This is a genomic window from Pleomorphomonas koreensis DSM 23070 (assembly GCF_000425185.1).
Classification (GTDB): Bacteria; Pseudomonadota; Alphaproteobacteria; order Rhizobiales; family Pleomorphomonadaceae; genus Pleomorphomonas; species Pleomorphomonas koreensis.
Window position 1 is genome coordinate 166,902 of sequence record NZ_AULH01000010.1, and the last position, 23,159, is coordinate 190,060.

Annotated in this window: 18 protein-coding genes; 5 read left to right on the forward strand and 13 right to left on the reverse strand. The window is 68.7% G+C overall.

All coding sequences use genetic code 11. The features are described from left to right. Positions 1-3: 3 nt before the first annotated feature. The 3 genes from ptsP to H512_RS23425 form a co-directional block, all read right to left on the reverse strand. Positions 4-2,271 (reverse strand): phosphoenolpyruvate--protein phosphotransferase, encoded by a 2,268-nt coding sequence (gene ptsP / locus H512_RS0110000; protein WP_026783333.1) that lies wholly within the window; start codon positions 2,269-2,271, stop codon positions 4-6. Between the two features lie 276 nt (positions 2,272-2,547). Continuing rightward, entirely contained in the window at positions 2,548-3,801 is a 1,254-nt protein-coding gene (locus H512_RS0110005; RefSeq protein WP_026783334.1) for an aspartate kinase, read from the reverse strand. Between the two features lie 333 nt (positions 3,802-4,134). Beyond that, positions 4,135-5,067: an alpha/beta hydrolase gene (locus tag H512_RS23425; RefSeq protein ID WP_053239739.1), complete on the reverse strand. Its 933-nt coding sequence runs from the start codon at positions 5,065-5,067 to the stop codon at positions 4,135-4,137. 174 nt (positions 5,068-5,241) lie between these two features. Between H512_RS23425 and ubiG the strand changes: the two genes are divergently transcribed. Continuing rightward, complete coding sequence (gene ubiG, locus H512_RS0110015) at positions 5,242-5,991, forward strand: bifunctional 2-polyprenyl-6-hydroxyphenol methylase/3-demethylubiquinol 3-O-methyltransferase UbiG (protein WP_026783335.1); 750 nt, start codon at positions 5,242-5,244, stop codon at positions 5,989-5,991. Positions 5,992-5,994: 3 nt separating this feature from the next. On the opposite strand, the gene H512_RS0110020 is transcribed toward ubiG, so the two are convergent. The 4 genes from H512_RS0110020 to H512_RS0110035 are packed head-to-tail and all read right to left on the reverse strand — an operon-like array spanning position 5,995 to position 8,406. Next, entirely contained in the window at positions 5,995-6,441 is a 447-nt protein-coding gene (locus H512_RS0110020; protein ID WP_026783336.1) for a DUF1178 family protein, read from the reverse strand. 57 nt (positions 6,442-6,498) lie between these two features. Continuing rightward, the gene (locus tag H512_RS0110025; RefSeq protein WP_026783337.1) at positions 6,499-7,329 is read right to left on the reverse strand and encodes a carbon-nitrogen hydrolase family protein; all 831 of its coding nucleotides are present in this window, start codon (positions 7,327-7,329) and stop codon (positions 6,499-6,501) included. Positions 7,330-7,341: 12 nt separating this feature from the next. Beyond that, entirely contained in the window at positions 7,342-7,596 is a 255-nt protein-coding gene (gene grxC / locus H512_RS0110030; RefSeq protein ID WP_026783338.1) for a glutaredoxin 3, read from the reverse strand. Between the two features lie 48 nt (positions 7,597-7,644). Further along, on the reverse strand, positions 7,645-8,406 hold the full coding sequence (locus H512_RS0110035) for a ComF family protein (RefSeq protein ID WP_026783339.1): 762 nt from the start codon (positions 8,404-8,406) through the stop codon (positions 7,645-7,647). A 180-nt stretch (positions 8,407-8,586) separates the two neighbouring features. On the opposite strand from H512_RS0110035, the gene H512_RS0110040 reads away from it, so the two are divergent. After that, the gene (locus H512_RS0110040; RefSeq protein ID WP_026783340.1) at positions 8,587-9,453 is read left to right on the forward strand and encodes a methyltransferase domain-containing protein; all 867 of its coding nucleotides are present in this window, start codon (positions 8,587-8,589) and stop codon (positions 9,451-9,453) included. A gap of 9 nt (positions 9,454-9,462) precedes the next feature. Here H512_RS0110040 and H512_RS23430 read toward each other — a convergent pair whose 3' ends face one another. The 4 genes from H512_RS23430 to H512_RS23435 all read right to left on the reverse strand — a co-directional run bounded on the left by H512_RS23430 (position 9,463) and on the right by H512_RS23435 (position 12,437). Beyond that, the gene (locus tag H512_RS23430) at positions 9,463-9,660 is read right to left on the reverse strand and encodes a Flp family type IVb pilin (protein WP_036790985.1); all 198 of its coding nucleotides are present in this window, start codon (positions 9,658-9,660) and stop codon (positions 9,463-9,465) included. A gap of 108 nt (positions 9,661-9,768) precedes the next feature. After that, positions 9,769-10,185 carry an 8-oxo-dGTP diphosphatase MutT gene (gene mutT / locus H512_RS0110050; RefSeq protein WP_245585387.1) on the reverse strand — a complete coding sequence of 139 codons (417 nt, stop codon included), beginning with the start codon at positions 10,183-10,185 and terminating at the stop codon, positions 9,769-9,771. Between the two features lie 74 nt (positions 10,186-10,259). Next, a complete protein-coding gene (gene argJ, locus H512_RS0110055; RefSeq protein WP_026783342.1) occupies positions 10,260-11,501 on the reverse strand; it encodes a bifunctional glutamate N-acetyltransferase/amino-acid acetyltransferase ArgJ in 1,242 nt (413 codons plus the stop codon). A gap of 60 nt (positions 11,502-11,561) precedes the next feature. Next, positions 11,562-12,437 (reverse strand): peptidylprolyl isomerase, encoded by an 876-nt coding sequence (locus tag H512_RS23435; RefSeq protein WP_053239740.1) that lies wholly within the window; start codon positions 12,435-12,437, stop codon positions 11,562-11,564. A 326-nt stretch (positions 12,438-12,763) separates the two neighbouring features. On the opposite strand from H512_RS23435, the gene secA reads away from it, so the two are divergent. The 3 genes from secA (at position 12,764) to clpB (ending at position 19,124) form a co-directional block, all read left to right on the forward strand. Then, positions 12,764-15,517, forward strand: coding sequence for a preprotein translocase subunit SecA (gene secA, locus H512_RS0110065; protein WP_026783343.1), 2,754 nt, complete (start codon positions 12,764-12,766; stop codon positions 15,515-15,517). 243 nt (positions 15,518-15,760) lie between these two features. Continuing rightward, positions 15,761-16,225, forward strand: a complete 465-nt coding sequence (locus tag H512_RS0110070) for an Rrf2 family transcriptional regulator (RefSeq protein ID WP_026783344.1) — start codon at positions 15,761-15,763, stop codon at positions 16,223-16,225. Positions 16,226-16,529: 304 nt separating this feature from the next. After that, positions 16,530-19,124, forward strand: coding sequence for an ATP-dependent chaperone ClpB (gene clpB / locus H512_RS0110075; protein ID WP_026783345.1), 2,595 nt, complete (start codon positions 16,530-16,532; stop codon positions 19,122-19,124). Positions 19,125-19,188: 64 nt separating this feature from the next. On the opposite strand, the gene H512_RS0110080 is transcribed toward clpB, so the two are convergent. Both H512_RS0110080 and H512_RS0110085 read right to left on the reverse strand, forming a co-directional pair. After that, complete coding sequence (locus tag H512_RS0110080; RefSeq protein WP_026783346.1) at positions 19,189-20,190, reverse strand: TerC family protein; 1,002 nt, start codon at positions 20,188-20,190, stop codon at positions 19,189-19,191. Positions 20,191-20,382: 192 nt separating this feature from the next. Further along, positions 20,383-22,359 (reverse strand): M23 family metallopeptidase, encoded by a 1,977-nt coding sequence (locus H512_RS0110085; protein WP_026783347.1) that lies wholly within the window; start codon positions 22,357-22,359, stop codon positions 20,383-20,385. Between the last annotated feature and the right edge of the window lie 800 nt (positions 22,360-23,159).

The following is a 23,159-nucleotide window of genomic DNA, read 5'->3' on the forward strand; positions in this document are numbered from 1 at the left end:
TCTTCAATTGAGCGGGATGTCGCGGGATTCCGCGAAGTCCTGCAGGAGCTTGCGGATCGGCGGGCCGTCCGGGCGGTTGAGGGCCGGGGCGAGCAGCGCTTCCAGCTCGCCGAGGTTGACCGAGCGGATCATGTCCTTGACCGGGCCGACCGAGGTGGCGGCCATGGACATCGAGCGGAAGCCGATGGCCATCAGCGCCATGGCGGTGAGCGGCGTGCCGCCCAATTCGCCGCAGAGAGTGGCCGGCTTGCCGTATTCGGCCGACTTGCGGGCGATGGTGCGCAGCGCCCGCAGGAAGGACGGGGCGAGCGGATCGAAGCGCTGCGCCACCTTGGCGTTGCCGCGGTCGACGGCCAGCATGAACTGGAACAGGTCGTTGGTGCCGACCGACACGAAGTCGACCACCGACAGCAACTCGTCCAGCTCGAACAGCAGCGCCGGCACCTCGATCATGGCGCCGAGCTTCAGCGACGAGGGCAGGGCGTGGCCGTGCTTTTCCAGGAAGCGCTGCTCGCCCTTCACCAGCTCCTTGGCCTTCAGGAACTCGTCGACCGTCGAGATCATCGGGAACATGACGCGCAGCTCGCGGCCACCGGCCGCCTTCAGGAGGGCGCGCATCTGCGTCCTGAGGATGACGGTGCGGTCGAGGCCGATGCGGATGGCCCGCCAGCCCATGGCCGGGTTCTCCTCCTGCACCGAGCGGGTGAGGTAGGGCAGCACCTTGTCGCCGCCGATATCCAGCGTGCGGAAGGTGACCGGCCGGCCGGTGGCGCCGTCGAGGATCTTGGAATAAAGCTCCGCCTGCTGGCCCAGCTTGGGGAAGGTCGGCGCGATCATGAACTGCAGTTCGGTGCGGAACAGGCCGATGCCGTCGGCGCCCGATTCGTCGAAATGCGGCAGGTCGAACAACAGGCCGGCATTGGTGTTGAGGGCGATCCTCACGCCGTCGAGCGTCACCGGCGCCTTGAAGCGCAACTGGCGATAGCGCTCCTGCCGGCGGGCGCGGAAGCGCACCTTGGTGACGTAAGCCTGCTCGACGTCGGCCGGCGGCCTCAGGTGGACGTAGCCGCTCTCGCCGTCGATGATGATGCTGTCGCCGTTGTCGGCCAGCGATACGACATTGGCGAGCTGGCCGACGGTCGGGATCGACAGGGCGCGGGCGACGATCGCCACGTGGCTGGTCGTGGTGCCCTCCTCGAGCACCAGGCCGCGCAGCTTGGCGCGGTCGTAGTCGAGCAACTCGGCGGCGCCCATCGAGCGGGCGACGACGATGGCGTTCTCCGGCATCTCGGTCGACTTGTCCTTGCCCATCAGCTCGCGCAGGAGGCGATAGGTGAGGTCGTCGAAATCGTGCAGGCGTTCGAGGAGATAGGGGTCGGTCTGCCGCTGCATGCGGGCGCGGGTGTCGGACTGCACGCGCTCCACCGCCGCCTCGGCGGAGAGGCCGGAGCGGACGATCGCCTCCTCCATGCGCCGCGTCCAGCCGCGGTCGTAGGCGAACATGCGGTAGGCTTCCAGCACGTCGCGGTGCTCGCCGTGGTGGGCGACCTCGCCGCGGTCGATCATGTCGTCGATCGAGAGGCGCAGGTTGGCGATGGCGGCGGTGAGGCGCTTGACCTCCTTGTCCGGGTCCTCGGCGATGAAGTTGGTGACGACGACGCGCGGCTCGTGCAGCACGACATGGCCGAGGCCGACGCCCTCCGACAGCACCACGCCGGGGATGTGCATGGGCCGGTTGAGGTCGAGCACCGTCTGCTGGCTGGCAGCGAGGCCCAGCACCTCGCCGGAGGCGATGATCTCGGCAATGATCATGCCGGTGGTCTGGAGCGCCTCCTCCTCCTCGTCCGAATAGGTCTTGCGGACGCGGTTCTGCACCACCAGCACGCCGAGCGTGCGGCCGGAACGCAGGATCGGCACACCGAGGAAGGAGTGATAGGCCTCCTCGTCGGTGCCGGGAATGTAGGCGAAGGCCGGATGCTCCTGGGCATCGGCGAGGTTGAGCACCGCCGCCTCGGCGGCGATCAGGCCGACCAGGCCCTGGCCGATGCGCAGCGAGGCCTTGTGGACGGCCTGGCGGTTGAGGCCCTCGGTGGCGAACAGTTCGAGCACGCCGTCGGCGCGGAGGACGTAGAGCGAGCAGACCTCCGCGACCATGTTGGCCGCGATGGTGGTGACGATCTTGTCCAGTCGCTCCTGGGCGCTGATCGGCTCCGCCATCACCTCGCGGAGGCGGCGGAGCAGAACGCGCGGTCCGGAAAGGCCTCCCCGCATCGTCGGCTTCCTGCTCTCTCCCGCAGGCCGGTTCGGCGCCAGGCCGGCCGGCGGGGTCATCCACTCGATATGCCAGCCCTAGCGCGTTTCACGGCCGGCTTGAAGCCATCAAAATGGCAGCATGCACATGGGCGGCGGCCGGGCTTCCGAGACGTTGATACGGCTTCGTCGCCCGGCCGGCGAGGCCCTTTTCCATCCGCTCCCGACACATCGGCGTGAGCGCCGCCGCCCCGCGCCGGTCTTCGCCGTCTCAGGTCCCCGTGCCGGAGCCCCGCATCACGCCTTGTCGAGGCCGTAGGTCGAATGCAGCGTCCGCACGGCCAGCTCGGTGTAGGCCTCGTCGATCAGCACGGAGATCTTGATTTCCGAGGTGGTGATCGCCCGGATGTTGATGCCCTTGGCCGACAGCGCCCTGAAGGCCTCGGCGGCGACCCCGGCGTGGCTGCGCATGCCGACGCCGATCACCGACACCTTGCACATGCCGGTGGTGCCCTCGAAGGTCTTGTAGCCGATCTCCGCCTTGCGGGCGTCGAGCACGGCGGTGGCGCGCTCGTAGTCGGCGGCCGGCAGCGTGAAGGTGATGTCGGTCTCGGCGCCGTCGGCCGAGATGCTCTGGACGATCATGTCGACGTTGACGTTGGCCTCGGCCAGCGGCACGAACACGGCGGCGGCGACGCCCGGCTGGTCCGGCACGCGGCGGATGGAGATCTGCGCCTCGTCCTTGGAGTAGGCGATACCGGTAACGACTTCCTGTTCCACGATCTCGTCCTCATCGCAAATGAGCGTTCCGAACGGGTCGCCGTTCGGCATGGTCTTGGGGTTGACGGGGTCCTCGAAGGAAGAGCGCACGAAGGTGCGCACCTTGTGGACCATGGCAAGCTCGACGGAGCGCACCTGCAGCACCTTGGAGCCGAGCGAGGCCATCTCCAGCATCTCCTCGAAGGAGACCTTGTCGAGACGGCGGGCCTTGGGCACGATGCGCGGGTCGGTGGTGTAGACGCCGTCGACATCGGTGTAGATGTCGCAGCGGTCGGCCTTGACCGCCGCCGCCACGGCGACGGCCGAGGTGTCGGAGCCGCCGCGGCCGAGCGTCGAGATGCGGCCATCCGGCGCCATGCCCTGGAAGCCGGCGATCACCGCCACGCGGCCTTCGTTCATCTGCTCGATGACCCGGTGGCCGTCGATCGTCTGGATGCGGGCGGCGCCGTGCGCCTGGTCGGTGACGATCGGCAGCTGCCAGCCCTGCCAGGAGCGGGCGTCGACGCCCATCGCCTGCAGCGTGATGGCGAGGAGGCCGGACGTCACCTGCTCGCCGGAGGCGACGACGGCATCGTACTCGCGCGCGTCATGCAGAGAGGAGGCGCCGCGGCAGAGTGCCACCAGCTCGTTGGTCTTGCCGGCCATGGCCGACACGACGACGGCGACCTGATGGCCGGCATCGACCTCCCGCTTCACATGCGCGGCGACATTGCGGATCCTATCGAGGTCGGCGACGGAGGTGCCGCCGAATTTCATCACCAATCGAGCCATTTTCCGACGTCGTTTCCTGAGGGGCGGGAAACCCGCCCGCGAGAGGTGAAAAGGCGGACCGCCGAACAGTGCCCGCGGCGGCCGCGCCCTCAATACAGGAAGGTTCGGCGCCGGGCAATCGCCGGAGGCGGTTGCGGTGTGTTTGTTTTCGGCCTTGGCCGCCAGCGGTGGTTTTTGTCTGTCTCGGTCGCGCGGGCCTCCGGCCCTTGGGCGTCCGCTCCGCTTTCCGTCTTTCGGGGCTTCGTCCCGAAAGACCCGCCTGCCACGCCCCGCTGCTTGGCGCCGGAAGCCACGTTCCGCCGCTTCGGGTGCTTTTGCGGATTGCCCCGCCGCCTAGAGCCGGAAGATCGCCCGCGCCCAGGCGACGAGATGCTCGAAGAATGGTGCGACGGCGGCGAGGCGGCCGTAGTCGCCGGCGCAGCCGTGGTGCAGGCCCTCGTAGCGGCGGAAATCGAGCGTCACGCCGGCGGCGGCGAGCCGGCCGGCATAGGCCTCGCCCTCGTCGCGCAGCACGTCGCAGCCGGCGGTCAGCACCAGGGCCGGCGGCAGGCCGGTGAGGTCGTCCGCCCTGAGCGGCGAGGCGTACGGATGGGCGCGCAGGGCAGGGTCCGGCACATAGTGCTCCCAGAACCAGGCCATGTCGTCGGCGGTCAGGCCGAAGCCCTCGGCGAACTCGGCATAGGAGGGATGGCCGGCGGCGATGTCGTCGGTCACCGGGTAGATCAGCATCTGACCGAGGAGCTTCGGCCCGCCCTCGTCGCGCAGGCGCAACGCCGTGACGGCGGCAAGATTGCCGCCGGCGCTGTCGCCGCCGATGATCAGCCGGGCCGGATCGATGCCGAGGTCGGCGGCCTGGCCGCCGATCCAGCGGACGGCGGCGAGGCAGTCGTCGCTTGCCGTCGGGAAGCGGTGCTCGGGCGCCATGCGGTAGTCGATCGACACGACGACGGCGCCGACGGCGGCGGCGAGGTTGCGGCAGACGTTGTCGTGGGTGTCGAGCGAGCAGAGCACCCAGCCGCCGCCGTGAATGTAGAGGATGGCCGGCAGGGCGCCGCCGTCGCCGGACGGTCTGTACAGGCGGGCGGCGATGGTGCCGTCTCCGACGGGAATCGACAGCGTTTCCACCGCCTGCACCGGTTTGCCGGCGGCGCGCGGCTCGGCCTCGGCGCGGGCGCGGGCGGCGGCGGGCGTCAGCTGGCGGAGCGGCGGTTCGCCGCGGGCGGCGGCGGCCGCCAGATCGGCGGCGATTTCGGGATGCAGCGGCATGGCGGATTCCTCTGACGACTGGATGGACGCCAGTGAAGCGCTTCGCGGCCGCGCCGGAAAGGGTGCCTTTGCGGTTATGACCAGTATTCGGCGTCGAGCCCGAGGGTTGACTTGGCCGCCCGCCGGCTTGAAAAGTCGGAACCCGTATCAGGACGGGCGGAGCGGAGGTGGACGATGACCGAAAGCAGGCGTGGCAGCGTCGACCAGGCCGAGGTCGACCGCTTCTCGGCGATGGCGCGCGAGTGGTGGGACCCGAACGGCAAGTTCAAGCCTCTGCACAAGTTCAGCCCGGCGCGCCTTTCCTACATCAAGCGCGAGGCATGCCGGCATTTCGGCCGCGACGAGCGGTCGGCCGATGCCTTCTCCGGCCTTGCCTTCCTCGACATCGGCTGCGGCGGCGGCCTGGGCTCCGAGCCGATGGCCCGCCTCGGCGCCACGGTGACCGGCATCGATCCGTCGGAGGTCAACATCGAGGTGGCGCGCGTCCATGCCGCCGAAACCGGCACCGTCGTCGATTACCGGGCGACCACGGCGGAAGACGTGCTTGCCGCCGGCGAGCGTTTCGACGTGGTGCTGGCGCTGGAAGTGGTCGAGCACGTCAGCGACGTGCCGGCTTTCCTCGACACGGTGGCCAGTCTCGTCAAGCCCGGCGGCCTCGTCATCGTCGCCACGCTCAACCGCACGCTGAAGGCGCTCGGCCTGGCGGTGGTCGGCGCCGAATACGTGCTGCGCTGGCTGCCGGCCGGCACCCACGACTGGCGGAAGTTCGTCAAACCCGAGGAAGTCGAGGCGCCGCTGCAAGGCGCCGGCCTGACGCTGCTCGACCGGCGCGGCATCGTCTTCGATCCCCTCCGCTTCGCCTGGAAGGAAAGCGACGACACCGACGTCAACTACATGGTGCTGGCGGCGAGACCCAAGGTGTAGGGATCAATTCCGCTCGCCCGGCAGGATCGGCAGCGGCAGGATGTCGATGCCGTCCTCGACCAGCGCGCGGGCGTCCTGTTCGGTCGCCTCGCCGTGCACGGCGCGGGCCGGCGCTTCGCCGAAATGGATGCGGCGCGCCTCCTCGGCAAACCGCTTGCCGACGTCCTCGGAGCCGTCAAGCAACGCCGCCTTGATTTCCTTGAGCTTCCCGATGAAGGCGCGCGCCTCCGGCGGAATGGCGGACGGCGGCATGCCTTGCTCCGCAACCGGGGCGGTCCTGGCTTCCGAGGTGGCGACATTGGGCTTCATCAGCGCCTTGGCGACCGACGTTGAGCCGCACCGGGGGCAGGCGCAGAGCCCGGCCGATGCCTGGGCGTCGAAATCCCGAGAGGAGCGGAACCAGCCCTCGAATTCATGGCCTTCGGAACAGAGAAGCGAATAACGGATCATGGTCTCAACATGGCGCGCCGCTCCGGTCGCCGCAAGGCTGGAGCTGACTTTTTGGGGCTATTCGGCCAGGGTGAAGCGGCGCTCGTTCTCCAGCGCCGGGATGCGGGCGCGGGCGAGTTCCACCTCATCGAGATCGATGTCGGCGATGACGACGCCGGGATCGGTATGGTCGGCCTCGGCGATCACCTTGCCCCAGGGGCCGACCACCAGCGAATGGCCGTAGGTGTCGCGGCCGTCCTCGTGGCGGCCGCCCTGGGCGGCAGACAGCATGAAGCAGCCGTTCTCGATGGCGCGGGCCCGTTGCAGCACGTGCCAGTGCGCCTCGCCGGTCTGGCGGGTGAAGGCGGCTGGCGCGCCGATGATCTCGGCGCCGGCGTGGCCGTAGGCGCGGAACAATTGCGGAAAGCGCAGGTCGTAGCAGATGGCGAGACCGATCCGCGTGCCGGCCGCCTCGACCAGGATGGCGCTCTCGCCCGGCGTGTAGGTGGCGCTCTCGCGCCAGCTCTCGCCATAGGGCAGATCGACGTCGAACATGTGGATCTTGTCGTAACGGGCCAGCATGTCGCCGCCGGGGCCAAAGACGTAGGCGCGGTTGGCGACGCGGCCGTCGTCGCGGCGGATGGCCAGCGAGCCGTAGTGCAGCGTGATGCCCAGTTCGCGGGCAAGCTCGGCGCCGCGGATGACGAAGGGATCCTGCGCCTCGGCGGCGAGGCGCTCCTGCATGGCGGCGCGGTCGCGCTCGACGATGTTGGTCATCTCCGGCGTCTGGACGTAGGTGGCGCCGGAGCCGGCGGCGTCGCGGATCAGCGCCTCCACCTCGGGAAGGTTGCGGGCGGGATCGCGGCCCGAGCGGAGCTGGACGGCGGCGACGCAGAGTTGGCGTGGCACTCTTTATCTCCCTCAGCCGGCGAGAAGGGCGTCGAGCCGGCCTTCGGCTTCGAGATCGTATAGGTCGTCGCAGCCGCCGACGTGGCTGTCGCCGATGAAGATCTGCGGGAAGGTGCGGCGGCCGGAGCGCTGCACCATCTCGGCCTTGAGATCGGCATCGTAGCCGGCGTTGATCTCGGTGAAGGCGGCGCCCTTCCTGGCGAGCAGCATCTTGGCGCGGGTGCAGTAGCCGCAGCCGTCGCGGGTGTAGATGGTGACCGGAACCATGGCGGACCTCCTCACGGGCAATATCGATAGCGGATTCTATAGCCCGCTTCAGCGCGGCGCCACAACCCGCGCCAGGGTCAGCACGTCGACGGCAGCGGCGCCGGCGGCAAGAAGCGTCCGGGCGGCCGCTTCCAGCGTGGCGCCGGTGGTCAGCACGTCGTCGACGAGGATCGGCCGGCGGCCGGCAAGCGTGGCGATCCTGGCGGTCGGCACCACGAAGGCGCCGTGCATGTTGCGTATCCGGCCGTCGCGGCCGAGCCCGACCTGCGGCGGCGTGCGGCGGGCGCGGACGAGGATATCGGTCGCCACCGGCAGGCCGGTGAGGCGCCCGACCTCGCGCGACAATATCGCCGCCTGGTTGAACCGGCGGCGGGCGAGGCGCGTCCAGTGCAGCGGCACCGGCACCAGCAGGTCGGCGTCGGCCACCAGTTCGTGGGCGGCACGGGCCATCCAGGCGCCGAGCATCGGCGCGAGGTCGGTGCGGTCGCCGTATTTGAGGGCCTGGACGAGGTCGGGCACCGGTCCCTCGTAGGAGACGGCCGAGCGGGCGCGGGCGTAGATGGGCGGATCGGCGACGGCGGCGGCCGAGAGTATGCCGGGGCCGAGGTCGAGCGGCAGCGGCGTGCCGAGCCGTTCGCACCAGGGCCGTTCGAGAAAGCGCACCTTCCGCCAGCAGTCGGCGCAGAGGCCGGCCGGGCTGCCGAGGCGGACGCGGCAGACCGGACAGGCGGGCGGCAGCACTAGATCGGCAACCTCGCGGCCGGCGGCGCGCAACAGGTGGCCGGCGGCGGCCAGGAGATGAAACGGCATTGCCGGCCGGCGCGGCGCGTCGGCATCGAGGGGAAGCCAGAGATCGGGATCGGCGGCCATGGCGGAGAAGTAAATCACGGACGACCGCCGCCGCCCAGAGGGGCGCGCCGGCATCCGACGATTTGACGCGCCGCCGCCAGCCGCCTATCTGACGGGAATGCCTGCTGCCGGACACCGCCGATGACGCCCGTGATCTTCGACCGCCGCCTTCTTGCCCGCCGCCGGGCGCGGGCGCTCGCCGAACAGCGGCCGGGCGCCGATTTCCTGCTGGCGCTGGCCGCCGACGACCTCGCCGACCGGGTCGCCGCCGTGAACCGGCGCTTCGAGCGGGCGCTGGTGATCGGTGATGCGACCGGCCGGCTGTCGGCCCATGTCGCCGGCCGGGCCGATCAGGTGCTCAGCGCCGATCTGCTGGTGCCCGGCGCCGGCGGCGCCGTGGTGATCGACGACGAGGCGCTGCCCTTTGCCGGCGGCGCCTTCGATCTCGTGGTGTCGGCGCTGACGCTGCAATTTGCCAACGACCTGCCGGGGGCGCTGATCGAGGCGCGGCGCGTGCTGCGGCCGGACGGTCTGTTCCTCGGCGTGCTGGCCGGCGGCGACACGCTGACCGAGCTGAGGCAGGCCTTTCTTGTCGCCGAAAGCCGCCGATCGGGCGGTGTCAGCCCGCGCGTCGCGCCGATGGCCGAGGTGCGCGACCTCGGCGGCCTGATGCAGCGGGCCGGTTTCGCGCTGCCGGTGGCCGACCAGGACCGGCTGACGCTGCGCTACGACAACGCGCTGAGGCTGATGGACGAGCTGAAGGCGATGGGCGCCGCCGGCTTGCTTGCCGATCGCCGGCCCGGCCTGACCGGACCGGCGCTGATCGCCGAAATGGCGGCGCTCTATCAGGAGATGTTTGGCGATCCGGACGGCCGGGTGCGGGCGACGCTGACGCTGATCTCGCTGTCGGGCTGGGCGCCGCATGACAGCCAGCAGAAGCCGCTCAGGCCCGGCAGCGCCTCGGTGCGGCTCGCCGACGCGCTGAAGGCCGGGCGGGAAGGCGGCTGACCGCTTGTCTTACTGGGACAGCGTATTGGAGATGTAGGCGAAGGTATCGTTGATGCGGTTGGAGACGTCGGTCAGCGACACCATGCCGAGCAGCGCCAGTCCGACCATCATCATCAGGATGCCGTATTCGATGGCGGTGGCGCCCCTGAGGTCGCGAAGAAAGGCGCCGAGGCGGCACAGCCGGGGTTTCGGGCGCTTCTCCGCCATATCCTGCCTCTTCCTTCCCGGGATGCCGCAAACGGCGGGATCGCCGTCGACGATGCCCGCTGCCTTGTCATTCTTGCCTCGGAAGTGTGATGATTTCGTATATGTGCGTTACACAGGTCCGCCGGTGAACGGCGACAGCAGATCGAGGAGATGCGGGATGAGCGGGCCGTCGGCCGGCGGCATCGGATAATCGCGCAGCTTCTGCGGCCGCACCCAGGCGAGCGCCTGCCCCTCGCGGCCGACCGCCTCACCCTGCCAGCGGCGGCAGACGTAGAGCGGCATCAGCAGGTGGAAGTCGTCGTAGGCGTGGCTGGCGAAGGTCAGCGGCGCCAGGCAGGCCGGCTTGACGACGATGCCGATCTCCTCGGCAAGCTCGCGGATCAGCGCATCCTCCGGCCGCTCGCCGGCTTCCAGCTTGCCGCCGGGAAACTCCCAGAGGCCGGCCAGCGCCTTGCCCTCCGGCCGTTGGGCCAGGAGGACGCGGCCGTCGGGATCGATCAGCGCGCAGGCGACGACCAGCACCATCCTCACGTTCGGCTCTCCGGACATTCGTTGTCGCGCATCCGCGCGAAAAGTCTGCAACTTCTCGGGCGGATGCGTCAGCTGCGATAGTCGCCGTTGATGGCGACGTAGTCCTTGGTGAGGTCGCAGGTCCAGACGGTGGCCTTGCCGGCGCCGAGGCCGATGTCGGCGCGGATGCGCACCTCGGGTTCCTTCATCACCGCCGAGGCGGCGGCCTCGGAGTAGGCGGCGTCGCGCTCGCCGTCCACGGCAACGCGCACGTCGCCGAACCAGATGGCCAGACGATCGCGGTCGGCCGGCTCGCCGGCCTTGCCGACGGCCATGACGACGCGACCCCAGTTGGCGTCCTCGCCGGCGACGGCGGTCTTGACCAGCGGCGAATTGGCGATGGCGAAGGCGATGCGCTTGGCGGAGGCGTCGTCGGTGGCGCCGGTCACCTCGACCTCGATGAACTTGCGGGCGCCCTCGCCGTCGCGCACCACCAGCTTGGCGAGGTCGAGAAGCAGGCCGTCGAGCGCGGCGCGGAAGGCGGCAAGACGGGGGTCGGCCGGATCGTCGATGCGCGGCGCGCCGCGGCCGGCCGCTTTCTGGGTGGCGAACAGCAGCAGCGTGTCGGAAGTGGAGGTGTCGCTGTCGACGGTGATCGAATTGAACGAGCCCTTGACGCCCTTGCCGAGCAGATCCTGCAGCACCGGCGCGGCGATCGGCGCATCGGTGAAGACGAAGGACAGCATGGTCGCCATGTCGGGCGCGATCATGCCGGCGCCCTTGGCCATGCCGTTGATGGTGACCGGCACGCCGCCGAGGTCCACCGTGGCGGTGACCACCTTGGGAAAGGTGTCGGTGGTCATGATGGCGCGGGCGGCGTCGAGCCAGGGCGCCGGCGCCAGACGGCCGGAGAGGTCGCCGAGCACGGCCTCGAATTTCCTGGGCTCCAGCGGTTCGCCGATGACGCCGGTCGAGGCGAGGAACACTTCGCCGGCCGGCACGCCGAGGGCAGCGGCGACGTAGGCGGCCGAGGCCTCGACGGTCTCGCGGCCCTTCTTGCCGGTGAAGGCGTTGGCATTGCCGGAATTGACCATCAGCGCCCGCGCCTGACCGCCGCCCAGGCTGGCGCGGCACCAGTCGACCGGCGCCGACGGGCATTTGGAGGTGGTGAAGACGCCGGCCACCTCCGTCCCTTCATCGAGGGCCACCAGCAGCACGTCGGTGCGCCCCTTGTACTTGATGCCGGCGGCGGCGGTGGCGAAGCGCACGCCGTCGAGGGCCGGCAGCTCGGGATGGGACAGAGGGGCGAGCGGAGACGGAGTGGCGGACATCGTCGGGCCTTCAGGCAAGGAAGCGGACCCCGGCCGCAGGCGGCCGGGGCGGGAGAAGCGTCAGTTGGCCGGCGCGGGCGCCGCCGGCTGGGCGGGGGCGGCCGGCGCGGCGGGCGGCGTCAGGATCTCGATCTTGGCCTCGCCGCGCATCTTGGCCAGCGTCTCCTGGTACTTGTCGCGCTCGACCATCTGGATCACCTGCTCGCGCACCTGGTCGAGGGTCGGCACCGGCTGGGTGCGGCGCTCCTCGACCTTCAGGATGTGGTAGCCGAACTGCGTCTTGACAGGCTTCACCGACGTCTCGCCCGGCTTCAGAGCGAAGGCTTCGGCCTCGAACTCCGGCAGCATCTGGCCCTTGGCGAAGAAGCCGAGATCGCCGCCGTTGGCCTTGGAGCCGGGGTCCTGGGACTTCTCCTTGGCGATGGCCTGGAAGTCGCCGCCGGCCGCCAGCTCCTTCAGGATGGCGTTGGCCTCGTCCTCGGTCTTCACCAGGATATGGCGGGCGTGCACCTCCTCGGGGGCGACGTAGCCGGCGACGTCCTTCTCGTAGCGCGCCTTGATGTCGTCCTCGGAAATCTTGGCCTGCAGTTCGTCCTCGACATAGGTGTTGCGCAGCGCCTGCGCCTCGAGGAAGGCCATGCGCGCCTTGTACTTCGGGCTGTCGGCGACGCCGGCCGCCTGCGCCGCGTCGGCCATCACGTGCATGTCGACCAGCGCGTCGACCACCATCGAGCGGCGCTGCGCCTCGGGGATCTGGGCGAGCTGCTCGCCGAACACGTCGGTGGCCATCTGCACCTCGGCGGCGGTGATGTCCTTGCCGTTGACGCGGGCCACCACGTCGTCGGCCGAGGCCGGCAGCGCGGACAGCGTGAGAAGGGCGGCGGCGGCGAGAAGACCGAGGCGGCCACGAGCGCCGGCGGCGGGAGCAAATTTCATCGGGACGATCCTGTCTTCGGTCCGGCGCCCGGATGTCGGGCCGGCACCTTGAGGACTGCCCTATAGCGCGCCCGGCGCCCGGCGGCAATTTCTCCGTGGCGGCGAAGACGAAAAACACCTCGTGAAAGGCGCCGTCCGGACGCCGCCGGAAGGCGCGGATTCCAGCCATCCGGAAGGGGCCAGCGTTGACATATCCTTGACCCCGCCATAGATGGAGCGTGGCTCGGCAGGTCGGGCGGACGGTTGGCCCCGGCACCAACGGCTGGGCGCCCCGCTTCCCGTTCCCGCACACATATACGGAATTCTGATCGAAGGGATGGGCTGCCATGGTCGGCCTCGGCGGATTAGCACGCAAGATTTTCGGTTCGGCGAACGATCGCCGCATCAGGTCCTATCGCCCCGCCGTGCAGGCGATCGGCGCGCTCGAAGCGGAGATGGAGGCGCTCTCCGACGCCGAGCTTGCCGCCAAGACCGTGGAGTTCCGGCAGCAGCTCGCCGCCGGCGCCGACCTCGACAAGCTGCTGGTTCCGGCCTTCGCCGTGGTGCGCGAGGCGGCCAAACGCGCCCTCGGCCAGCGGCATTTCGACGTGCAGCTGATCGGCGGCATGGTGCTGAACGACGGCGACATCGCCGAGATGAAGACCGGCGAAGGCAAGACGCTGGTGGCGACGCTCGCCGTCTACCTCAACGCGCTGCCGGAGAAGGGCGTCCACGTCGTCACCGTCAACGACTATCTCGCCCGCCGCGACGCCGAGTGGATGGGCCGCGTCTACCGCTTCCTCGGCCTCACCGTCGGCGTCATCGTGCATGGCCTCTCCGACGACGAGCGCCGCGCCGCCTACGCCTGCGATATCACCTACGGCACCAACAACGAACTCGGCTTCGACTACCTGCGCGACAACATGAAGTACGAGAAGGCGCAGATGGTGCAGCGCGGCCACCACTACGCCATCGTCGACGAGGTGGACTCGATCCTGATCGACGAGGCGCGCACGCCGCTGATCATCTCCGGCCCGCTGGAAGACCGCTCCGAGTTCTACAACACCATCGACACCTTCATCCCCGGCATCGCCGACGAGGACTTCGAGGTCGACGAGAAGCACCGCACGGCGATCTTCTCGGAGATCGGCACCGAGCGGATGGAGGAGCGGCTCAAGGAGGCCGGCCTCCTGAAGGGCGGCTCGCTCTACGACGTCGAGAACGTGTCGGTCGTCCACCATCTCAACCAGGCGCTCCGGGCGCACAAGCTGTTCCAGCGCGATCGCGACTACATCGTCAAGGACGGCGAGGTGGTGATCATCGACGAGTTCACCGGCCGCATGATGCCGGGCCGCCGCTATTCGGACGGCCTGCACCAGGCGCTGGAGGCCAAGGAGCACACGCGCATCCAGCCGGAGAACCAGACGCTCGCCTCGATCACCTTCCAGAACTACTTCCGCATGTACGAGAAGCTGGCCGGCATGACCGGCACCGCCTCGACCGAAGCCGACGAGTTCGCCGACATCTACAATCTCGAGGTGGTGGAGATCCCGACCCACCGGCCGATCGCCCGCATCGACGACCACGACGAGGTCTATCGCACCGTCGACGAGAAGTATGCGGCGATCATCGAGACCATTCGCGCCTGCAAGGAGAAGGGCCAGCCGATCCTGGTCGGCACCACCTCGATCGAGAAGTCCGAGCAACTGGCCGAGTTGCTGCAGAAGGCCGGCTTCCAGCAGAGCGATCCGGACGTGCTGATGGACGGCGACAAGCCGGTGTTCCAGGTGCTCAACGCCCGCTACCACGAGCAGGAAGCCTACATCATCTCGCAGGCCGGCCTGCCCGGCGCCGTGACCATCGCCACCAACATGGCCGGCCGCGGCACCGACATCCAGCTCGGCGGCAACGCCGACATGCTGATCGCCCGCCGGCTCGCCGACGTGCCGGAAGGGCCGGAGCGCGACGCCCGCGAGGCCAAGATCCGCGACGACGTCTCCCGTCTCAAGGAGAAGGCGCTGGCCGCCGGCGGCCTGTTCGTGCTCGGCACCGAGCGCCACGAGAGCCGCCGCATCGACAACCAGCTGCGCGGCCGCTCGGGCCGCCAGGGCGACCCCGGCCAGTCGCGCTTCTACCTGTCGCTCCAGGACGACCTGATGCGCATCTTCGGCTCCGACCGCATGGACGGCATGCTGCAGAAGCTCGGCCTCAAGGACGGCGAGGCGATCATCCATCCGTGGATCAACAAGGCGCTGGAGAAGGCGCAGCAGAAGGTCGAGGCGCGCAACTTCGACATCCGCAAGAACCTTCTCAAGTTCGACAACGTGATGAACGACCAGCGCAAGGTGATCTTCGAGCAGCGCATCGAGCTGATGACCGAGGAGAGCGTTGCCGAAACGGTCGCCGACATGCGCCGCGAGGTGATCTCGGCGCTGGTGTCCCGCCACGTCCCCGAGAACGCCTATGCCGAGCAGTGGGACATCAAGGGTCTGCACGAGGCGGTGATCGAGACGCTGAACCTCGACGTGCCCGTCGCCGACTGGGCCAAGGAAGAGGGCATCGCCGATCAGGAGATCGAGGAGCGGCTGATTGCCGCCGCCGAGGCCGACTTCGCCGCCCGCGAGGAGCGCGTCGGTCCCGAGCTGATGCGCCGCGTCGAGAAGGCGATCCTGCTCCAGACGCTCGACAACCTCTGGCGCGAGCATCTCGCCCACCTCGACCACCTGCGTTCGGTGGTCGGCTTCCGCGGCTATGCCCAGCGCGATCCGCTCAACGAGTACAAGACCGAGGCCTTCTCGCTGTTCGAGGCGCTTCTGAACGACCTCAGGCGGCAGGTGACGGCCAGCCTGTCGCGCGTCGAGATCCGCCAGGCGCCGCCGGAGACGCCGGTCTTCGACGAGCGGGCGATCCAGGCCCATCACGCCGACCCGGCCACCGGTCTCGACGAGCCGCCGGCCGGTCCGACGCCCGCCGCCTTCACCGCCACGCCGGTCGCCCGCGACGCCAACGATCCCTCGACCTGGGGGCACGTCGGCCGCAACGAGCCCTGTCCCTGCGGTTCGGGCAAGAAGTTCAAGCACTGTCACGGCCAGTTCGCCTGACGGTCACCTGACGGTCGCCTGACGGGCTTCCGGCCGGCGCCTCCCGGAAAGTCGTGGATTTCTGGGGAAAGGCCGGCCGGGCGGCGCGCCAGCGCTAGGCAATTCGTCGATGTTGTTGCCCGAAAGGCCGGCCGGGAAAAGCTGATCCGCAATTGCACGAATTATGTCGGCCGGCTCAAAAGCGCATGCTGAAACTGAACGATTAATCTTGACTTTTAATGTCAACTCTAATCAGATGGTGTCATGCGACTTACCCAAGCGACCAACTACTCGATCAGGGTGCTGCTCTATTGTGCGGTGAATCCCGACCGCCCGAGCCGCGTCGCTGACATCGCCGCGACCTTCGACATGTCGGAGACGCACCTGTTCAAGATCTTGAAGGTGCTGGTGGACCACAAGTTCATCGAGACCATCCGCGGCCGTCACGGCGGCCTGCGGCTCGGCCGGCCGGCCGAGGAGATCAAGCTCGGCGACGTCATCGCCGCCACCGAGGAGAGCTTCCAGATGGCGGAGTGCTTCTCGGAGGAGGGGCGCAAGGACTGCCCGCTGATCCTCTCCTGCGAGTACAATCGCGTGCTGCGCGAGGCGCTCGGCGCCTTCTTCGCCGTACTCGACCGCTACACCGTCGCCGACATCGCCCGCGACCGCGGCATGCTGCGCAGCGCGCTCGGCATCGACGATCTCTATCCGGCGCTGGCCAGCGCCTGACGACAGTTCCCCTTTCGCCTTTCCGGCCCGCCCGACGGCTCCCGTCGCGGCGGGCTTCATCTTTTCGGGAGGGGGGAACCGCCGCGGCGGGATACGGTTGCCGGATTGGTTCCATCTCTCTCCTCGGGCAATTGTCGACGCGAAGCTGCGACCTACCTTTGCTTGAGCTGCCCTGGCCCTTTTCGGCGCCAGTCGTGGTCCCCATATTGGTCGGCGAGGGAGACCGGACAGGCCTCCATGATGTCCAGGACGCGTCCACCGGGCTTCGGACGGCGGAGGCGGGCTTGAGGAAAGGATGTCCAGAATGAACTTTGACAAATACACCGAGCGGGCGCGCGGGTTCGTGCAGTCGGCGCAGACCATGGCGCTCGGTCGCGGCCACCAGCAGTTCGCACCCGAGCACCTGCTCAAGGTGCTGCTCGATGATCCCGAGGGTATGGCCGCCGGACTGATCAACGCCGCCGGCGGCGACGCCGGCCGGGCGCTGTCGGCCGTCGACCGGGCGCTCGACGCCATGCCGCGCGTCTCCGGCGGCAACGGCCAGCTCTACCTGACGGCGCCGATGGCCAAGGTGTTCGCCACTGCCGAGGCGCTGGCCGACAAGGCCGGCGACAGCTTCGTCACCGTTGAGCGCCTGCTGATCGCGCTGGCCGTCGAGACCGACGCCGCCACGGCGAAGATCCTGAAGGACGCCGGCGTCACCGCCAATTCGCTGAATGCCGCCGTCAACGATATTCGCAAGGGCCGGACCGCCGACAGCGCCTCGGCCGAGAGTGGCTACGACGCGCTGAAGAAATACGCCCGCGACCTGACGAAAGCGGCCCGCGACGGCAAGCTCGACCCGGTGATCGGCCGCGACGAGGAGATCCGCCGCACCATTCAGGTGCTTTCCCGCCGCACCAAGAACAACCCGGTGCTGATCGGCGAGCCGGGCGTCGGCAAGACGGCGATCGCCGAGGGCCTGGCGCTGCGCATCGTCAACGGCGACGTGCCGGAGAGCCTCAAGGACAAGGAGCTGCTCGCCCTCGACATGGGCGCGCTGATCGCTGGCGCCAAGTATCGCGGCGAGTTCGAGGAGCGGCTGAAGGCGGTGCTGTCGGAGGTGACGGCGGCGAACGGCGGCGTCATCCTGTTCATCGACGAGATGCACACGCTGGTCGGCGCCGGCAAGGCCGACGGCGCCATGGATGCCTCCAACCTCCTGAAGCCGGCGCTGTCGCGCGGCGAGCTGCATTGCGTCGGCGCCACCACGCTCGACGAATACCGCAAGTATGTCGAGAAGGACGCGGCGCTGGCCCGGCGCTTCCAGCCGGTGTTCGTCGACGAGCCGACGGTGGCCGACACCATCTCCATCCTGCGCGGCATCAAGGAGAAATACGAGCAGCACCACAAGGTGCGCATCACCGACGCGGCGCTGGTCGCCGCGGCGACGCTCAGCAATCGCTACATCACCGACCGCTTCCTGCCCGACAAGGCGATCGACCTGGTCGACGAGGCGGCATCGCGTCTTCGCATGCAGGTCGATTCCAAGCCGGAGGAACTCGACGAGATCGACCGGCGGGTGATCCAGCTGCGCATCGAGCAGGAGGCGCTCCGCAAGGAGACCGACGCCGCCTCGCGCGACCGGCTGGAGCGTCTTGAGCGCGAACTGGCCGACCTCGAACAGGAATCGGCGGCGCTGACCGCCCGCTGGAAGGCCGAGAAGGACAAGCTCGGCCACGCGGCGGAGCTGAAGCGCCGGCTCGACGAGGCGAGGAACGACCTCGCCGTCGCCCAGCGCAAGGGCGAGTACCAGCGGGCCGGCGAGCTGACCTACGGCGTCATCCCCGGCATCGAGACCGAGCTGAAGGCGCTGGAGGCGGCGGCCAGCGAAACCAACGGCATGCTGGAGGAGGCGGTGACGCCTGACCACGTGGCGCAGGTGGTCTCGCGCTGGACCGGCGTTCCCGTCGACAAGATGCTGGAGGGCGAGCGCGACAAGCTCCTGCGCATGGAGGACGAACTGGCCAAGCGGGTCGTCGGACAGGCCGAGGCGGTGCACGCCGTCTCGACGGCCGTCCGCCGGGCGCGCGCCGGCTTGCAGGATCCCAACCGTCCCATCGGCTCGTTCATGTTCCTCGGCCCGACCGGCGTCGGCAAGACCGAACTGACCAAGGCGCTCGCCGCCTACCTGTTCGACGACGAGCACGCCATGGTCCGCATCGACATGTCCGAGTACATGGAGAAGCACTCGGTCTCCAGGCTGATCGGCGCCCCTCCGGGCTACGTCGGCTATGACGAGGGCGGCGCGCTGACCGAGGCGGTGCGGCGGCGGCCCTATCAGGTGGTGCTGTTCGACGAGATCGAGAAGGCGCACCCGGATGTGTTCAACGTGCTGCTGCAGGTGCTCGACGACGGCCGGCTGACCGACGGCCAGGGCCGCACGGTGGATTTCAAGAACACGATTGTCATCCTGACGTCCAACCTCGGCTCGGAGTATCTGGCGGCCCAGAAGGATGGCGAGGACGTCGATGCGGTGCGCGACCAGGTGATGGGCGTGGTGCGCTCGGCCTTCCGGCCGGAGTTCCTCAACCGGCTCGACGAGATCGTGCTGTTCCACCGCCTGAAGCGCTCGGAGATGGGCGCCATCGTCGACATCCAGCTCAAGCGCCTGGAGGCGCTGCTCGAAGACCGCAAGGTGACGCTGAGGCTCGACGACAGCGCCAAGGCGTGGCTGGCCGACAAGGGCTACGATCCGGTCTACGGCGCCCGGCCGCTGAAGCGCGTCATCCAGCGCCAGCTCCAGGACCCGCTGGCCGAGCGCATCCTGGCCGGCCACGTCCACGACGGCGACACGGTGACGGTGACCGGCGGCAGCGACCGGCTGCTGTTCTCGGAAGTGCACGAAGCGGCGGCGTAATCGTCGACGTCATGAGAAGACGGACCGGCCGGGGCAACCCGGCCGGTTTTCATTTGGCCGCCCGTCAGCCGTTGCCGGGCAGCGTCAGGTCCTTTGCCTCGCGCTGCGTCTTGATCAGGCTCACCACGACGCCGCCGGCGATCAGCGCGAAGGTGACGCCGAGCGAGATCGCCGCCGGCACCTTGTCGAGGCCGAGAAGGTCGGCGGCGAACACCTTGCCGCCGATGAACACCAGCACCAGCGCCAGCGCTGGCTTCAGGTAGCGGAAGCGGTGGATCATGGCGGCGAGCGCGAAATAGAGGGCGCGCAGGCCGAGGATGGCGAAGATGTTCGAGGTGTAGATGACGAAGGCGTCGGTGGTGATGGCGAAGATGGCCGGCACCGAATCGACGGCGAAGACGATGTCGGCCGCCTCGATCAGCACCAGGGCGAGGAACAGCGGCGTGGCGTGCAGCGCCAGGCGGCCGCTGCCGGCCAGCGGCTGCCGCACGAAGAAGCGGTCGCCGGCGTGGCTGTCGGTGACGTTGAGGCGCCGCCGCAGGAATTTCACCAGCGGGTTGTCGGCGAGATCGGGCGCCTTGTCCTCGGTCAGCAGCATCTTGAGACCGGTCAGCACCAGGAAGGCGGCGAAGACGTAGAGGATCCAGTGGAACTCGGCGACCAGCGTGGCGCCGGCGCCGATCATGATGCCGCGCAGCACGATGACGCCGAGGATGCCCCAGAACAGCGCCCGGTGCTGGTAGCGCCTGGGGATGGCGAAGAAGGAGAAGATCAGCGCGATGACGAAGATGTTGTCGAGCGCCAGCGTCTTCTCGATGACGAAGCCGGTGAGATAGGCGAGGCCGGCCTCGGCGCCGAGGTGCCACCAGACGAAGCCGCCGAACATCAGGCCGATGGTGATGTAGCCGCCCGACAGCACGAGGCTCTGGCGGATGGAAATCTCCTCCGACCGGCGGTGCAGCACGCCGAGGTCGAAGGCGAGCAGCAGGGCGATCAGCGTCAGGAAGGCGAGCCAGAGATAGAGGGGGGTGCCGAGCCAGTCGGCGGCAAGGAGTGAAAGGTCCAAGGTCGTGAACTCTGCCGGCGAAGTCGCGTCGACAAAGGTCCGACATCGCAGACGCGCCGGCGGCTTCTGCCAGAGGGGCCCGGACCTAACGGGTCGGGGCTGAGATGGGGCGGCGGCGGGCCTCGTTCAAGGGGAGCGGCTGAAGCCGCGTCGGCGGTTTCCGGCGGCGATCGAGGCGGGGCGGAAAAACGATCAGCCGCCGTTCGCCGGTGCAGCAGCGGCGCGGGCCGTCTGGCTGTCGCCGGCCAGCAGCGTGTCGACGCGCTCGCGCTCGGAACTGAAGGCGGCCAGCACCTCGCCGTCCAGCGTGCGACCCTGCGGCAGCTTGATGCGCAGCGGGTCGACCGGCGAGCCGTTGACGTGCACCTCGTAGTGGAGATGCGGCCCGGTGGACAGGCCGGTGGTGCCGACATAGCCGATCACCTGGCCCTGGCGGACGCGCACGCCCTCCTTGATGCCCTTGGCGAAGCCGGTCTGGTGGGCATAGGCGCTGGCGTAGCCGTTGGTGTGCTGCACCTCGATGTAGTTGCCGTAGCCGTTCTTCCAGCGGGCATAGGTGACGATGCCGTCGCCGGCCGCCATGATCGGCGTGCCGCGCGGCGCCGCCCAGTCGACGCCGGTGTGCATGCGGGTGACGCCGAGCAGCGGATGGTTGCGGGCGCCGAAGCCCGAGCGGAAGGTGCCGCCCGACATCGGCTTGCGCATCAGGAACTTCTTGGCGCTCTTGCCGGTGCCGTCATAGTAGTCGATCGAGCCGTCGTCGGGCGCCCGATAGCGGTAGAAGCGGCGCTCCTTGCCGCCGAGGGTGATCGAGGTGAAGACGATCTCGCCGTTGTCGGTCTCCTCGCCGTTGTCGCCGAGCGTGTAGACCATCTGGAAGCTGTCGCCCGGCTGGACACGGGTGTTGAAGTCGAGGTCGAAGGAGAAGACGCGCACCAGTTCGTCGATCAGCGGCGGCGGCACGCTGTTCTTGAGGGCGGTCTCGTAGAGGCTCTCGTAGAGGCGCGGCCGCGGGCTGTTCTCGTCGCTGTCGGTGCCGACGCTTGCCTGCTCGGTGGCCGGCGGCTCGTCGACGCCGATATAGCTGCCGTCGTCGCCGAGGCCGACCGAGCCGAGATGATCGCCGTCGCGGTAGACCGAGACGAGGATCGGCCGGTAGCGCGCCGTCTCGTCGTCGGGGTCCGGGGCGAGGCGGATGCGCACCTCGTCGCCGGCCTTCAGGAGGCGCAGCCGGTCGGCCTTGTGAAAGGCCAGCACGATGTCGCCGGCCTCGTCGTCGGTGGCCTCGTTGTCGGTGAGCAACTGCTCCAGCGGCTCGTCGGTCTCGACGGCGACGCGCCGGTCCTCGAAGGCGTTGCCGCTGCCGGACGGCGCCGGCTCGGCGGCGGTGGTCGGCACGAAGGAGACGTTCTCGGGGATGATGCGGACGCCGAACTGATCGAGTGCCGACGGCTCGGCGAAGCCGAAATCGAAGCGCGACTGGTCGACCGGCGGCAGCGACGCCGTCTTGACGTTGGTGCCGTTCAGGAAGCTTGCCGCCTCGCGGACGATGCGCTCGGTCTGGGCTATGTCGAGCGGGATCGAGGCTTCGAGGCTGTGGTCATTGACCGGGAAGTCGGTGACCTTCAGCATCATCTCGCCCTCGACGGCGGCGCCATAGAGCATTGCCTCGCCGCCCTCCGAACTGCCGGCGTTGGCGTCGGCAAAGATGCGCAGGGGATTGTAGGGCGGAATGGGGTCGATGATCTCGGCCATGTCCGAGACGAGGGCGGTCGACACCTTGGCGAAGGGCTTCAGGCGGATGATGTCGTGCTCGCCGTCCTTGGCGATGGTCGACACCTTCAGGATCTGGCGCGCCGGCTCGAGGCTGGCCTCAAGCACGGGCAGGTCGCTCTTGGCGATCAGTTCGTCGTCGGGCGTGGGCACCACCACGGCCGAGCGGGTGACCGTGCCCGACGGCTCGGCGATGGTCTCGCGGCCGTCGAAGGCGGCGTAAAGGGCGCCGCCCATCAGGAAGGTCGAGGCGAAGGTGGCCAGCACCGTGCCGGTCAGCCAGCGGATCGACACGCTGCGACGGTCCGGCAGGCCGCGGGCACCGGTCGTCAGGAGCGGCGGCAGGTCGCCAAGCTCGACGCTCTCGATGCGGTGCTGGGGACGCGCGGCATTCATGGATGGTGTCTTGCTTCCGCCCGTTCGTCGTGCAGCGCCCGGCATGCCGGCATCCCGCCGACGAAACCCACGCGCTTTCCTTAAATTCGGCCGTGACTTTGCCGCCCGCTGTCGCAGCTTGTCAATCTCGGGCCCGCCCGTCGCGGCGCTTCCCTGGGGGAAAATCGCCGCCTGCCCGTCAGGTTGACGAGAAATGGGGCAGGAGTTGGGCGCGTCCTCGGAAAGGCCGCTTTCTGGCGTTCGAAATGGCTGATGAAAATCAAGGCACAAGAAATCTTGGCCGAAATTTTCGGCAGCTTATCCGGCTTTGCCGTCAACCCCCGGAAAATGTCCCGGAAATCAGCCGAAAGTCGACTATCAAGCGCGTCGTCCGCGTGTCACAAGACCGTGTTGACAGGGGGGCATGTGCCCCCTATAAGCCTGTTCATCGACGGCGGCGCTGCAGCGACGTAGTGCCGGCGGTGTTCTGTTGCCGGGTGCTGGCGGTTCGCTTCGGTGAGTTGGCTGGTTGATTTGGCGGTGGATTTGAGGGGCTGGTTCTCCTCCGTTCTTTGACAAGTGGATAGGAAGAAAGAGAAACGTGGCCGGCGTTTGGGCTATTCGGCACGGACTGAGCCTTTAGGGGTTTGGTTTGTGCCAAGAAGAGCTAAGCACCGGAATGACGTTTCTTGATAGGTTTCCGTTTGGGTCTGTCCGTGAGGGTGGGTCTGGATGGAAAGACCTCGTCGAGTTTTTGTGATTTCGGGATGGAACTCTTGAACATGAGAGTTTGATCCTGGCTCAGAACGAACGCTGGCGGC